Here is a 13,271-nt window from a genome sequence, read left to right on the forward strand (position 1 = left end):
TGCAGGCTCAAGAGGCGGTTTCGTAGATCGGTAGCAGGCTCCTGCAGAGTAACTAGCAAGAAAATGGCAGGAAAAAATATCTTTGCTTTATGGAAAGAGTTAAAAAGGTGTTTGTGTTGGTCCACCTCGTGTTGTGGACGCTGTTTAGCCTGCTGGTAGTTTTACAGCTAAGCGATGAAGGTGCCTGGCTGATCTTAACCTCCGGTTTTATACTTACATGTCTGCTTGTTTTTTACGGTCACTTCTATCTGCTCACCAGCTATTCGGGTAAAAAGAAGAAAAGAAGTTATTATCTCAGGCTGGCAGCTATCATGCTGATTGGCCCACTTCCCTTTGTGTTTTTACATCCTAAAGGATTGGCTACATGGGATAATTCCTCCGATTACTATATGATGACCTTAGTCACTATTGTGCCTCTGTTTACTCTTCTCGGATGGCTGGCAAGGGTTACAGAAAACCTGGTGCTTAATACCATCAAAAAAGAGCAACTGGAGAAGCAGGCCGTAGAGACTGAATTACATTACCTGAAGTCACAGATCAATCCGCATTTTCTGTTCAATACTCTCAATAACATCCATACGCTGGTATATAAGCAGGCCCCTACTGCACCAGAAGCTGTACTTGGCCTATCTTCCCTGATGCGCTACATGATCTATGAGTCGAATGCAGCCACGGTGCCGCTATCAAGAGAGATCAACTACCTGCAGGATTATATCAGTTTGCAGCAACTACGGTATAAAAAAGCTCCAGTGGTGGACCTGGAAATAAAAGGAGATACATCATCCTGCCATATTGCTCCACTGCTGTTCATACACCTAATGGAGAACGCCTACAAACACAGTCCTGCCAGACTGGAACCCGGTGATATTAAAGTCAAGGTGGAGGTAAAAGAGAATACCCTGAGCTTTAGTGTTCAGAACCCAATCAATAAAAACCCGGATAATTCCTTGGAAGAGCCCGGTGGCATTGGGTTGCCAAATGTCCGTAAAAGACTAGCTTTGCTTTATCCGGAACAGCATCACCTGGAGGTCAACAACACAGGCGATCTGTTCTCAGTTATTTTAACAGTTCACGGCCTTCAGTCACAGCCTCATGAAAGAGAAACTCAGTTGCTATATCATTGACGACGAGCACATGGCTCAGGAGATACTGGAAGAGTATGTAGCTAAAGTCCCGTTCCTGGAGCTGAAAGGCACTTTTGTGAGCCCTCTAGAAGCAGCCGCCCAAATGGATGAAGACAAGCCAGACTTGCTTTTCCTGGACATCAATATGCCAGACTTGAACGGGCTCAGCTTTATTCCGATGCTCAAGTCAAAGCCCATGATTATCCTCACCACAGCCTACGACCAGTATGCCCTAAAGGCGTTTGAACTTGAAGTAAAAGATTACCTGGTGAAGCCCTTCTCATTTGAACGTTTCTACAAAGGGGTACTACGCCTCTACCAGGAAAAGAGCAGCAAACAGCAGCCAGCTGCAAGTGAAGCTGAAAAAGAGGTTCTTACAGAGCAGGATTTTATTTTCCTGAAGGTGGGGCACCGTATCCAGAAAGTTGAAGTAAACAAAATCATTTTCATAGAGGGGATGAAGGATTACCTGCGCATTCATACTTCAAAAGAAAAGATCATGACCCTGATGAGCTTTGCAAAGTTGGAAGAACTACTCCCCACTTCTAAGTTTGCCCGCACTCATCGGTCTTATATGGTCGCCATTGAGAAAATTGATCATATCGAGAAAAACAGGATCTGGATCGGTGAAAATGTTATACCAATCAGTGAAACTTATTCAGATAGCTTCTATAAGAAACTAAGAGGATTGATTTAAAGGGTTTTAATATTTCCTCGAAAGGTAACATCGGATAAAGTAGGCCAGATCCATATGGAAATGGTTTGAAAATTCAATCCTTTGGTCTACTGAGTAAAAAGAGCCGCTTCGTATCCAATGGAACGGCTTTTTTTAAAGTATGACTCGCAGCACACAGAATGCACAAACTCAAAAGTATAACAGAGTTACTTATCTATTCTAAACATTTGCTAACTGAGTAATAAAAATGGCGCCCTGTTGGAGCGCCATTTTCACTATTCGCTTGGTTTTCAAGCTATACTTTAAAACTAAGCCAGCATTCTACTTTTACTTCAGGTCAAAGCGGTCGAGGTTCATCACCTTGGCCCAGGCTTTCACGAAGTCTTTTACAAAACGCTCTTTAGAATCTGAACTGGCGTAATGCTCTGAAACAGCACGAAGTTCAGAATTCGAACCGAAAATCAGGTCAACGCGGGTACCAATCCATTTCAGGTCACCGGTTTTACGGTCACGGCCCTCAAACTCTGTATCAGCCTCTGAAGTTGCCCGCCAGGTGGTTCTCATATCGAGCAGGTTTACAAAGAAATCGTTTGTGAGAGTCTCTGGGCGATCTGTAAACACGCCATGCTTAGAATGGTCGTAGTTGGTGTTTAGCACACGCATACCACCCATGAGGACAGTCAGCTCAGGCACTGTAAGCGTCATCAACTGGGCACGGTCAATCAGCATTTCTTCCTGGGAAGTGGCAATGTTGTCACGGCTCCTGTAGTAGTTGCGAAATCCATCGGCTATCGGCTCCAGAATAGAGAATGCCTCTACGTCGGTCTGCTCCTGAGAGGCATCTACACGACCAGGACTGAAAGGTACTTTTACGTCAACGCCCGCATCTCTTGCAGCCTTCTCAATGCCTGCGCATCCACCCAACACAATCAGGTCAGCCATAGACACCTGTTTACCGCCAGACTGTGCCTCATTGAATGTCTGCTGGATTTGCTCATAGGTGCTCAAAATCTTGGCCAGCTCTTCCGGGTTATTTACTTCCCAGTACCGCTGCGGGGCAAGGCGAATACGCGCTCCGTTTGCACCTCCCCTTTTATCGGATCCACGATACGTAGAAGCCGAGGCCCAGGCGGTACTTACCAACTGCGACACAGAAAGCCCAGAGTCCAGTATTCTGCTTTTCAGCTCACTCATATCGCTTTCATCAATCACAGCATGAGTAACTGGTGGAAGAGGGTCCTGCCAGAGCAACTCCTCTTCCGGAACTTCCGGGCCAAGGTAGCGCGAAAGCGGACCCATATCACGGTGCGTGAGCTTATACCATGCGCGGGCGAAGGCATCGGCAAACTCATCCGGATTTTCGAGGAAATGTCTGGAGATCTTCCCGTAAGCCGGGTCCTCGCGCAGGGCGATGTCGGTGGTCAGCATAAATGGCGCATGCTTTTTAGCAGGGTCGTGTGCATCCGGAATTAAACCTGCGCCGGCATCGCCCTTCGGCTTCCATTGGTGAGCACCAGCAGGGCTCTTGGTTAACTCCCATTCGTAGCCGAAAAGGTTCTCAAAGAAGTTATTACTCCACTGGGTGGGCGTTACAGTCCAGGCACCCTCCAAACCGCTGGTGATGGTATGCTCCGAGTGGCCTTTGCCCATCGTATTTTTCCAACCGAGGCCCATTTCCACGATGTCGGCGCCTGCAGGCTCCACACCTACAAATTCGCGCGGGTCTCCGGCTCCGTGCGTCTTGCCAAAAGTATGGCCACCTGCAATCAGAGCAACTGTTTCATAATCGTTCATCGCCATACGGCCAAAGGTTTCGCGTATGTCATGAGCAGCTTTTACCGGGTCAGGGTTGCCATTCGGGCCTTCCGGGTTCACGTAAATCAAGCCCATGTGCGATGCGGCTAGCGGACTCTCCAATACGCCGCCTGCATGACGTTCCTTGTTGCCCAGCCACTCTCCTTCCGAGCCCCAGTAAATATCCTCCTCCGGTTCCCATACATCCTCTCTTCCGCCACCAAAGCCAAAAGTTTTAAAACCCATAGACTCCAGGGCACAGTTACCAGCCAGAATCATCAGGTCGGCCCATGAAATCTTCCTGCCATACTTCTGTTTGATAGGCCAAAGCAGCAGGCGTGCCTTGTCAAGGTTTGCATTGTCGGGCCAGCTATTGAGCGGGGCAAAGCGCTGCGTACCTGAGCCGGCGCCACCCCGGCCGTCCATAATGCGGTAGGTACCCGCGCTATGCCACGCCATCCGGATAAAAAACGGCCCATAATGACCATAGTCAGCAGGCCACCAGTCCTGTGAGTCGGTCATCAGGTCGTAGAGATCCTGCTTTACCGCATTCAGATCAAGGCTCTTAAACTCTTCGGCATAGTTAAAATCCTTCTCCATCGGGTTCGACAAGGAGGAATGCTGGTGCAATATTCTAAGGTTCAGCATATTTGGCCACCAATCCCTGTTAGACCGTCCGCTACCAGCCGTAAAGTTTACAGCACCACCCAGAAATGGGCATCTTCTGGATTCATTGGTATCCCATACAGGGGTATTGGGGGCTACATGTCTGTCTTTTTTGTGTTCCATGGTTATGATTTAGTATGTTGGGTTTTAGATATGGATGTATAACATTAACAACATCTATTTGAAATAAATATACTTATTAATAGACCTGTATGCCAACTTTTCTTGATTCTAAATTCCTATCTTATCATAGACAAAACCTATAACCACATCAAATCAATATAGTCAACACAGCTATAGCCGTATTACAACCGAATACTTATCAGCGAATTAAGTTTTGAAGTTCATAGAAGAAAGGCCTATGATGTACTATCCCGGTACATCATAATTGATCAATTTACGGTATCCTGCTGCTAAGCCTAGGCTGTTGGTAAGGCTTACTTAAAATGTAAGTATTAAGTTTTCTCTATCTTTCCCCTCCAGTGCGTTCTCCCTTTAGGTGCTTTACCAGGCGTAAGATTTATACTTTGCGTTTATAGTTTTTCTTTTAGCTAACCGACTAGTTATTTTGTAAAAAGGCTTTCAGACTATAGTTGAAAGCCTTCTTCTGACATAGTATTATACTTAGTTATACTTAGTGGCTGATTCTGTTTTAACGGCTTAAGTAGGTAAAGAACCTTTCCAGGTACTCTTCCTTACTTAACAAGTTATCCTTGTTTGTATCCCAATGCCCAAAAATCCCATTCGCAAATTCATCTTTGTTTACCCAGCCATCTTTATCTAAATCCCAACCCTCAAAGGAGATTAGGTTCCTGAAGCCATCGCCAAACTCTACGGAGTCCAGGGTGCCGTTATTATCTTCATCCAGTGAAGCCCATGATTTGCTATCAAGATTAAAATCTGCGATAAACTTTTCCCACTCTGCTCCAGATATAGCACGATCGTAATCTATATCCACCATATCAAAGAAGCCGGATTCGAACCCATACTCTTCAAATACAATCCCATACTGGAGATCATATCCCATCCAATCCCAATACATTGCATCGAATGCAGTTAAGTTGGCTACATTATTGAAGGCCCTGGCAAACTCTGCGCTGCTGATGTCCGGTGCATGAATGGTAACAGCCAGAGAGTCTTTCGCTACATTCTGAGCACGATCTTCTGCCTCCACCACTAAGATGTACTCCCCCATAGTGGCGCCTTTGGGTAGCTTTATACTTATAGGGTAATCTCTGGATGTGATTTTAATGTAAAACTCATCATGCTCCTTAACGAGTTTGCTGCTGCCATCAGGGTACACCAGAAATACACGATACCCTTTAATTGCATTATTGTCCACAACTTTTACTTTTCCTTCGATCATCTCAATCACTAAAAATGTTGCGTTATCGGTAGAAGAAAGAATTTCTACTTCAGGACTCACCATGTCGGGCACAACATCGTCGTCTTCATCACATGCCACCAGGGATGCCGCAAGCAGCAGCAAGAGTACCAGTTTATTTTTTTTCATAGCTGCAGGTATTAAAAAATTATAAATCAAAACGCATACAACACAGTACAGCCTCTTACAAAGGCTGCTTCTCCGGTAAAATGGAAATGGAGGAGTTTTAAAAAGAGACTTAGTTCCCTTTTATTTTAAGTGATAGGTAGCGCTTTCAGAGCAGGTATCCGGAACGGATATGAATTTTGAAGAAGCTCAAAATTAATTCGAAGTTAGTTAACTCTGGCTTAAGTGTTGAACTTACAGGGGCATTTCAGTGCATGTATCATAACTGCATTAGGGATGGTTATGCAGCAAGTAAGGATTGGTGTACGTCTTAAAATTTCTGTGCTAAATAGAATGCACAGAAAAGGCCTATAAAAATTGTGACACCACACATAAATGCGCTAAGCAGAAACACATATAATCATATACGAAATTTATATTGTGCTGTTTTGCTAACTATATAACAGGCTGTTTTCAGTTGAACAACACCGTGTAAAGTATAGCATTAAAGTATGAACGCCCTTAGAAGCTGCCAGGTGTGCCGGCACCACACTTCCTACAAATAAGCTTAGGCTGAGTTTCGTTCTGCGTTGATGATGCCGAAAGAGCACCGTACCACCAGATTCTCGTATACTTTCTTTGCCTCCTGCTGCGGGTCCTGTTCTTCCAGACTTCTTATTTTGGCCAATGCGTGTTGCTGAATCGTGATCAGAGGCAACTCTATGCGCTGCCTCATCCGAATAGAAAGCTCATCCAGCGGCTTGTCTGCCATCAGAGAGTCCACACCAGCCAGCAGGAGCACATACTTTTTCGTGCGCTCATACTCCTCATAGATCTGCTTCCAGAGCAGGCCATACTTTGGGTGCTCGGTCAGGTAAGCGGTAACCGGGAAAAAGCACTTCTTCATAGCCATCTCACAGTTGTCGAGCAGGGTTTTAAAGTATAACGAGCTCTTGTAAAGCTGCTGCAGGCGTGCCCATTCTCCTTTCTGGTGCAGCTCCTCCAGGGCCTTGCCCACGCCATAGTACCCCGGCAGGTTCTGCTTCAGCTGGCTCCAGGCACCTACATAGGGCACGGCACGCAGGTCATCCAGGTTAAGTTTTCCGGCCTTTCGCTTGGAGGGCCTACTGCCAATATTGGCCTCGCCGTAGTAGCGCAACGGGCTTACAAAGTTCAGGTACTCCAGGAATTCGGGGTGGTTCTTCAGCTGGGAGTATGCCTCGTAACTCACCTCCGCCAGATGCTGTAGCAGTTGGTCTTCTTCCTTCGTTAAGGTTGATGCATTGCGGCTGAACAGCGTGTTGCTGATACCGGCGTGCATGAGTTGCTCCAGGTTAAACTGGGCGGCATCCACTGAGCCAAAGTTAGAGCTCACGGTTTGCCCCTGTATGGTGAGTTGTATCTCTTTATTGGCAATGTTGTTGCCCATAGACGCATAAAACTGCTGTGTCTTGCCCCCGCCCCGTGCCGGTGGCCCGCCTCTGCCATCAAAGAAGATCACCTCTACGCCATAGGCGCGGCTAACCTGCGTCAGCGCCTCTTTTGCCTTATAGATGCTCCAGTTCGCCATAAAATAGCCGCCGTCTTTGGTGCCGTCCGAAAAGCCCAGCATAATGGTCTGTGTATGGTTTCGTCGGGCCAGGTGGCTTCTGTAAACCCGATTTTCGTAAAGCTCCCGCATCACGCTCGCGGCCTGGCGCAGGTCTGTTATCGTCTCGAAGAGCGGTACAATGTCCACGCTGATTGCCTCGGGCTGCCAACCGCCCAGCCGGAACAAAGTATAAACCTCCAGCACATTCAAGGCGCTGGTGCAGTGGCTGATTATATAGCGGTGGCATCCCTCCTCCCCGTTGCGCTCCTGTATGGTCCGGATAGTAGCTACCGTCCGAACCGTGTCCTGCAGCAGCTCATCGTCGTTAAACACATCGGCCACATCTGTGTGTTCGCCTATACTTAGTAATGCGGTTATTTTCTCGTTTTCCGGCAACTCCGTATAGTCTTGGGGCAAGAGGTTGGTGCGCCCCGAAAGTTCTTCGTACAGTTGCGCGTGCACGGAAGAGTCCTGCCGGATATCGAGTGATGCGAAGAACAAGCCGAAGAGCTCTACTTTAGTTATCAGCGCTTCCACATGGTTTAAAAAAAGGCTGTTATGTTCCTCCAGCAGTAGCTTCCTTATCTCCTTCAAAGAATTCAGAATGGCTTCCTGTTTTATATCCAGCTTATAGTCCGGCACAAACAGGTTATTATACAGCCTGGCTTCCAGGTCCTTCACCATGTTCTCCACCCCTCTGAACGTTAAGCGCCGTCTGAGCCGTCGCACATCCGTATAGTACGCCCTGATGATGGCACCGCGCAGGGCATCCGCTACCTGCAGCGTCGTATCTACCTTCACAAAAGGGTTTCCATCCCGGTCTCCTCCTGGCCAGAAGCCCATCCGTATCATTTTAGAACCCGCGCGTACAGCCTCAGGAAACTGAGCGGTGAGGTAAGAGAGGATGTTACCGGCAGCACGGTAGAATACATTTTCCAGAAACCAGATCATGCTGACTGCCTCCTCGAAGGGGGTGGGTTTTTCTTTTTTGAAGAAGGGCGTCTTGCCTAGTTGCCTCAGGTATGAGTGCGCCAGCGAGGTGTTGTCTTCTGCCAGTGCCTGCGAAAGGTCGTTTATAATACCCAGCACACTGCTCGGGTAAAACTGGGTTGGGTGGGCTGTCAGTACCATCCGCACGGCAAAGTCCTGTAACTTATGCGCAAGTTGCTCCTGTGCCTTTTGCTGCTGCACCGTAGTGCTGAGCTGCTTTAAAGTACCCATGCCATGCATGTCGTGCGTATCCCGGAAAGCAGCCTCTTCCAGGGCATCAAATAATACCACCTGGCGCTCGGCATACTGCACAAACCGGAAGAGCAGGTCGTTCTGTTCCTGCTCGGTGCGGTAGTGGGTATACTGCTCAAAAAAACTCTGGATGATCTCCTGCGGACTGAGATGACGCTGATAGCCGTCTTCACAATGCAGTACAAGCAACGAGAGCAGAACACCTGTTTTCTCTACCCGATGAAAAGGCAGGGACGAGAACAGGCTGTTATACATTTCATAACGCGTACCAACCAGGTTGCTGAATGCCTCCGAGGTAGTATCCATACGCTTTTCAGGAATAGTCATACGCTTACAAGTTTTACTTAAGATAGCGATAAATGCAGCACTATTCCAACATTCTTTCGCTTTTCAGGCTCTGCTGACCGGCCTGATAAAGTATAACCGCCTCCAAAACGCTTACGAACACAAAGCCTTAAATGCTACGGTCTGTGCACTTCATGCTTCAATAAAAACCAACTTAAAAGAAAATGCAGGGATGTTCCAGCGATGCGCAGGGTAAGCGCAGGTCTAAAAGTATAAAGTGGGATGGCGCTGTTCAAGAGCTTATTTTATGTCCAGGTCAAAAGTATAAAACAGCTTTGCTCCTCAGGGTTACATTCCTGAAGCACTTATTAAGAGGGCTTGTAATCCGCCCTCTGGCAAATAGCTGCAGCTCAACATCTGGCAAAGTATAAAATCGGGTGGCAAATAAGTATGAGCCTGCGTCTTACCCGTATCCCTTGTATACATTAAACAACACTAAAAACGGGAAGGCAAGGCCATAAGCTGCCTCACCTTCCCGTTCAAGACTATTCTTTCAGAATGACTTATATAAGTATAAATTGGAGCGCTAGTTCCTAATTTGCTACGCTTCGCTCTATCTCCCGCAGGTTTTCCAGCTTTTTGTTGCGCAGGAAGCCGTTAATGTCTTCGAAGTGCTCACGGATGCGTTTATTGCCAAACTCAAACACTTTAGTGGCCAGCCCGTCCAGGAAGTCCCTGTCGTGGGACACAAGTATGATCGTACCGTCAAATGCTTTCAGGGCATCTTTCAGGATATCCTTTGTTTTGATGTCCAGGTGGTTGGTAGGTTCGTCCAGTATCAGGAGGTTAACCGGTTGCATAAGCAGCTTGATCATGGCCAGGCGCGTTTTCTCGCCACCCGACAGTACCTTTACCTTTTTCTCCACCGTTTCGCCGCTGAACATGAAGGCCCCGAGCAGGTCTTTCACCCTGGTTCTTACATCTCCGATGGCAATTTCATCAATGGTCTGGAACACAGTCAGGCTCTCATCCAGCAGCGAGGCCTGGTTCTGGGCAAAGTACCCGATCATGCTGTTATGCCCCAGTTGCAGTTTCCCCTCATAGTCTATCTCCCCCATTATGGCTTTGATCAGGCTCGATTTTCCTTCCCCGTTCTTCCCCACAAAGGCAACTTTCTCACCGCGGTTAATGGTAAGCGAGGCATCCTTGAAAACAGTATGGTCGCCATACTTCTTGGTAAGCTCCTCTACTATAACCGGGTAATTGCCCGAGCGCGGCGCCGGCGGGAATTTCAGGTTCAGCGCGGAGGTGTCCACCTCGTCCACCTCAATTATCTCCATTTTCTCCAGCATCTTCACCCGCGACTGCACCTGCAGCGTTTTGGAGTACGTGCCCTTGAAGCGATCTATAAACGCCTGAATTTCGGCTATTTCTTTTTGCTGGTCCTCAAACTGCTTCTGCTGCTGCTCGCGGCGCTCTTTCCGGAGCTGCAGGTATTGGCTGTAGTTCACCTTGTAGTCGTAGATGCGGCCCATGGTCACCTCGATGGTACGGTTGGTGATGTTGTCTACAAATGTCTTGTCGTGCGAGATGACGATGACGGCCTTGGCGTTGTTCACCAGGAAATCCTCCAGCCACTGAATGGACTCGATATCGAGGTGGTTCGTGGGCTCATCGAGCAGTATAAGGTCGGGTTGCTGCAGCAGTATCTTGGCCAGCTCGATGCGCATGCGCCAGCCACCGCTAAACTCTTTGGTAGGCCGCGTCAGGTCTGCGCGGGAAAAGCCCAGGCCTTTCAGCGTTTTCTCTACCTCCGCATCATAGTTAATTTCCTCTACCGAGTAGTATTTCTCGCTTAGCTCCGACACTTGCTCAATAATGGCATAGTACTCCTCCGACTCGTAATCGGTGCGGGTCTCCAGCTCTGAGTTCAGGTGCTCCATCTGCCTTTTCATCTCCAGAATCTTGGCGAAAGCTTTGGAGGCCTCCTCAAAAACGGTACAGTCGTCGTTGGTGAGCAGGTGCTGCGGCAGGTAAGCAATCACGGCCTCTTTGGGGGCCGACACTTTGCCACGGGTTGGCTTGTTTACGCCCGCAATTATCTTTAGTAAGGTAGATTTTCCTGCCCCATTTTTACCCATCAGGGCAATCCGGTCATTCTCGTTGATGTTAAAGGTAACATTGCTGAAAAGGGCCGCCCCGTTAAACTCAACTGCAACCGCGTCTACTGAAATCATAATCGTTTATTTTTAAGGCTGCAAAGATACTAGATATTTCTGCGTATGTATCAGAACTTTAAAACAAGAATAAAGTATGGCAGGCGCAAAGCCTCAGGCTCTATACTTACCTGATAAAGCGTTTGCGTATACTTTGCTCTAAACAGTACAGCCGGAAGGGTATAAAAAAACCAGACTGGATCTTCCGGTCTGGTTTTAAAGTATAAACTACTGAGTTGTTTCTAAAAGCGCTTGCCGAGGCCAATGCCGACAGAGAAGGTATCGTAGGCGTTTTTGCGGTTATCGTAGAAAACAGTGGGGGCAACATCCCAATGCCTTCCCAGCTCAATTTCATACTCCACGCCGCCGCGCACCACAAACAGGTTCTCCTCTTTCTCAAACTCTATGCCCGGACCTGCCAGCAGCACCAGCCCTTTCCAGGGTTTCCAAAGCGCATCTAGGGTTAGCAGCAGCGGTGTTTCTCTTTCCAGAATTCGGGAGTCTCCGCGCTCCACCTCAAAATTAATCAGTTCCAGGTCGTTATGCGAGCCTATCCCCCACTTATCGTTAAACCAGTACTCCACATCCAGCCCCAGGGAAGGGACGATCAGCGTTTCCTTGCCCTCAGAAGTATGGGTGGCGATGTAGGTATGGTACATGACCGCGCTTACCCTCCAGGGTTTAAAAGTATGAATTGGTTCAGCCGCGCTGCTTTCTGTGTGGTGCTGGGCTGGCGCAGTATAGGCGGAGAAGAAAAGAATGACGAACAAAACCCATACTTTAATCAGAGCAGGATAGGTGCCGCTATACTTTAAGGAAGTTATTTTCATCATATCGGTCTAGAGATGTAAATGCGTTATCCTACAAAAGTAACGCAGAAGCTCCTGCCGTTTTGTGACATTAGTTACAGAGCCAAAACTACCGCGCTATACCACTGTATATTTGCCTGACCGTCTCCTTTTATCTTTCTGCGTAAGTATAAAAGCTAAAATAGCTTTACCTTTACAGGCTGTTTCGGGCGCCTTCAGGCAAGTTGCGTTACGCAGGACGTTACAGGATGAAACATACTTATGGAGGCCCGTGTACTTTTTGCTATCTCTTACTATTTACCGTTAACCTCACATAGTTTAAAACCGCAGCTTCCCCTGCCAGGCAACCTGGTTAAACTATCAAGCCTTTCTTTAAAAGTATGACCTTTTTAAACGTATCCGGAATCCGTGTAGAGGAAGCGGGTAAAACAGTGCTGCAAGACATTAGCTTTACACAGCAGGAGTTTCAGAAAGTGGCCATCTCCGGCGAAACGGGTTCGGGCAAGAGTACTTTGCTCAAAACCATTGCCGGCCTGGTGCAGCCAACCGCCGGGCAGGTGCAGTTTGAAGGGGAAACCGTGATCGGCCCGGCCGACAAACTGGTGCCGGGGCACCCGGGCATCGCCTACCTCTCGCAGCACTTTGAGTTGCCCCACTCCCTGCGCGTGGAACAGGTGCTGCGCTATGCCAACACCCTAACCGATGAGGAAGCCGGATTTCTCTACGACATTTGCCGTGTGAGCCACCTGCTGCCGCGCAAAACAAACCAGCTGTCGGGCGGCGAGCGCCAACGCATCGCCATGGCGCGCCTGCTTAGCACTTCGCCCCAACTGCTCCTGCTGGACGAGCCCTTCTCCAACCTGGACACGGCACACAAGAACATCCTCAAAGCCGTTATCCGCGACATCAGCGAGGAACTGGCCATAACCTGCACCCTGATCTCCCACGACCCGCACGACACGCTTTCGTGGGCAGACGAGATCCTGGTGCTGCAGGAAGGCAAACTGATACAGCAAGGCACGCCGGAGCAGATTTACAAACAGCCGGTAAACGAGTATGCCGCCGCGCTTTTCGGGAGCTATAACCGCCTCAGCAAGGCAGGCACCGCCGCCTTTTCGCGCCTGCTCGGCATCAGCACCAACGGTAAAGACATGCTGGTGCGCCCTGAGAGCTTTAAGTTAAGCCCTGCAGGCAACAAGGCGCTTACCGGAGAAGTAAACAGCATAGGCTTCTTTGGCAGTTTTTATGAGCTGGAGGTGCAGCTTCCGGAGGGTGCGGTTTACGTAAGAACAACTGAGGGCCACTACTCGCCAGGCGACACCGTGCAGGTTAGCGTATCGCCGGAGGATGTATGGCATATTTAAGTATGAATAGTGATT

At 48.4% G+C, this 13,271-nt stretch carries 9 protein-coding genes and 1 pseudogene; 5 read left to right on the plus strand and 5 right to left on the minus strand.

Annotation, left to right across the window (positions count from 1 at the left end):
* The first annotated feature begins 89 nt into the window (after positions 1 to 89).
* Both OO017_RS13045 and OO017_RS13050 read left to right on the plus strand, forming a co-directional pair.
* Positions 90 to 1,124: a sensor histidine kinase gene (locus OO017_RS13045; protein WP_266052940.1), complete on the plus strand. Its 1,035-nt coding sequence runs from the start codon at positions 90 to 92 to the stop codon at positions 1,122 to 1,124.
* Positions 1,093 to 1,821 (plus strand): LytR/AlgR family response regulator transcription factor, encoded by a 729-nt coding sequence (locus tag OO017_RS13050; protein ID WP_266052941.1) that lies wholly within the window; start codon positions 1,093 to 1,095, stop codon positions 1,819 to 1,821. Before OO017_RS13045 ends, OO017_RS13050 begins: the two co-directional genes overlap by 32 nt.
* Positions 1,822 to 2,127: 306 nt before the next feature.
* Here OO017_RS13050 and katG read toward each other — a convergent pair whose 3' ends face one another.
* The 5 genes from katG to OO017_RS13075 form a co-directional block, all read right to left on the minus strand.
* Positions 2,128 to 4,383 carry a catalase/peroxidase HPI gene (katG, locus tag OO017_RS13055; RefSeq protein WP_266052942.1) on the minus strand — a complete coding sequence of 752 codons (2,256 nt, stop codon included), beginning with the start codon at positions 4,381 to 4,383 and terminating at the stop codon, positions 2,128 to 2,130.
* Between the two features lie 529 nt (positions 4,384 to 4,912).
* Positions 4,913 to 5,773 carry an EF-hand domain-containing protein gene (locus OO017_RS13060; RefSeq protein ID WP_266052943.1) on the minus strand — a complete coding sequence of 287 codons (861 nt, stop codon included), beginning with the start codon at positions 5,771 to 5,773 and terminating at the stop codon, positions 4,913 to 4,915.
* Between the two features lie 544 nt (positions 5,774 to 6,317).
* The gene (locus OO017_RS13065; protein ID WP_266052944.1) at positions 6,318 to 8,909 is read right to left on the minus strand and encodes a phosphoenolpyruvate carboxylase; all 2,592 of its coding nucleotides are present in this window, start codon (positions 8,907 to 8,909) and stop codon (positions 6,318 to 6,320) included.
* Between the two features lie 551 nt (positions 8,910 to 9,460).
* A complete protein-coding gene (locus OO017_RS13070; RefSeq protein WP_266052945.1) occupies positions 9,461 to 11,104 on the minus strand; it encodes an ABC-F family ATP-binding cassette domain-containing protein in 1,644 nt (547 codons plus the stop codon).
* A 221-nt stretch (positions 11,105 to 11,325) separates the two neighbouring features.
* Positions 11,326 to 11,742, minus strand: coding sequence for a hypothetical protein (locus OO017_RS13075; protein WP_266052946.1), 417 nt, complete (start codon positions 11,740 to 11,742; stop codon positions 11,326 to 11,328).
* Positions 11,743 to 11,772: 30 nt separating this feature from the next.
* Here OO017_RS13075 and OO017_RS13080 point away from each other — a divergent pair, with 30 nt between their 5' ends.
* The 3 genes and pseudogenes from OO017_RS13080 (at position 11,773) to OO017_RS20095 (ending at position 13,256) form a co-directional block, all read left to right on the plus strand.
* Positions 11,773 to 11,898, plus strand: a complete 126-nt coding sequence (locus OO017_RS13080) for a hypothetical protein (protein WP_266052947.1) — start codon at positions 11,773 to 11,775, stop codon at positions 11,896 to 11,898.
* Between the two features lie 374 nt (positions 11,899 to 12,272).
* Positions 12,273 to 12,758: pseudogene (locus OO017_RS20090) on the plus strand (ATP-binding cassette domain-containing protein); the annotation flags it as partial.
* 285 nt (positions 12,759 to 13,043) lie between these two features.
* Positions 13,044 to 13,256, plus strand: a complete 213-nt coding sequence (locus OO017_RS20095; RefSeq protein ID WP_439651315.1) for a TOBE domain-containing protein — start codon at positions 13,044 to 13,046, stop codon at positions 13,254 to 13,256.
* The last annotated feature ends 15 nt before the right edge of the window (positions 13,257 to 13,271 follow it).

This window comes from Pontibacter anaerobius (assembly GCF_026241195.1).
Taxonomy (GTDB): Bacteria; Bacteroidota; Bacteroidia; order Cytophagales; family Hymenobacteraceae; genus Pontibacter; species Pontibacter anaerobius.

What these genes read in the sequence shown, in the direction of transcription:
- OO017_RS13045 (WP_266052940.1), top strand. Translation starts at nt 90, where the DNA reads ATGGAAAGAGTTAAAAAGGTGTTTGTGTTGGTCCACCTCGTGTTGTGG.
- OO017_RS13050 (WP_266052941.1), top strand. Translation starts at nt 1,093, where the DNA reads ATGAAAGAGAAACTCAGTTGCTATATCATTGACGACGAGCACATGGCT.
- katG (WP_266052942.1), bottom strand. Translation starts at nt 4,383, where the DNA reads ATGGAACACAAAAAAGACAGACATGTAGCCCCCAATACCCCTGTATGG.
- OO017_RS13060 (WP_266052943.1), bottom strand. Translation starts at nt 5,773, where the DNA reads ATGAAAAAAAATAAACTGGTACTCTTGCTGCTGCTTGCGGCATCCCTG.
- OO017_RS13065 (WP_266052944.1), bottom strand. Translation starts at nt 8,909, where the DNA reads ATGACTATTCCTGAAAAGCGTATGGATACTACCTCGGAGGCATTCAGC.
- OO017_RS13070 (WP_266052945.1), bottom strand. Translation starts at nt 11,104, where the DNA reads ATGATTTCAGTAGACGCGGTTGCAGTTGAGTTTAACGGGGCGGCCCTT.
- OO017_RS13075 (WP_266052946.1), bottom strand. Translation starts at nt 11,742, where the DNA reads ATGTACCATACCTACATCGCCACCCATACTTCTGAGGGCAAGGAAACG.
- OO017_RS13080 (WP_266052947.1), top strand. Translation starts at nt 11,773, where the DNA reads ATGAATTGGTTCAGCCGCGCTGCTTTCTGTGTGGTGCTGGGCTGGCGC.
- OO017_RS20095 (WP_439651315.1), top strand. Translation starts at nt 13,044, where the DNA reads ATGCTGGTGCGCCCTGAGAGCTTTAAGTTAAGCCCTGCAGGCAACAAG.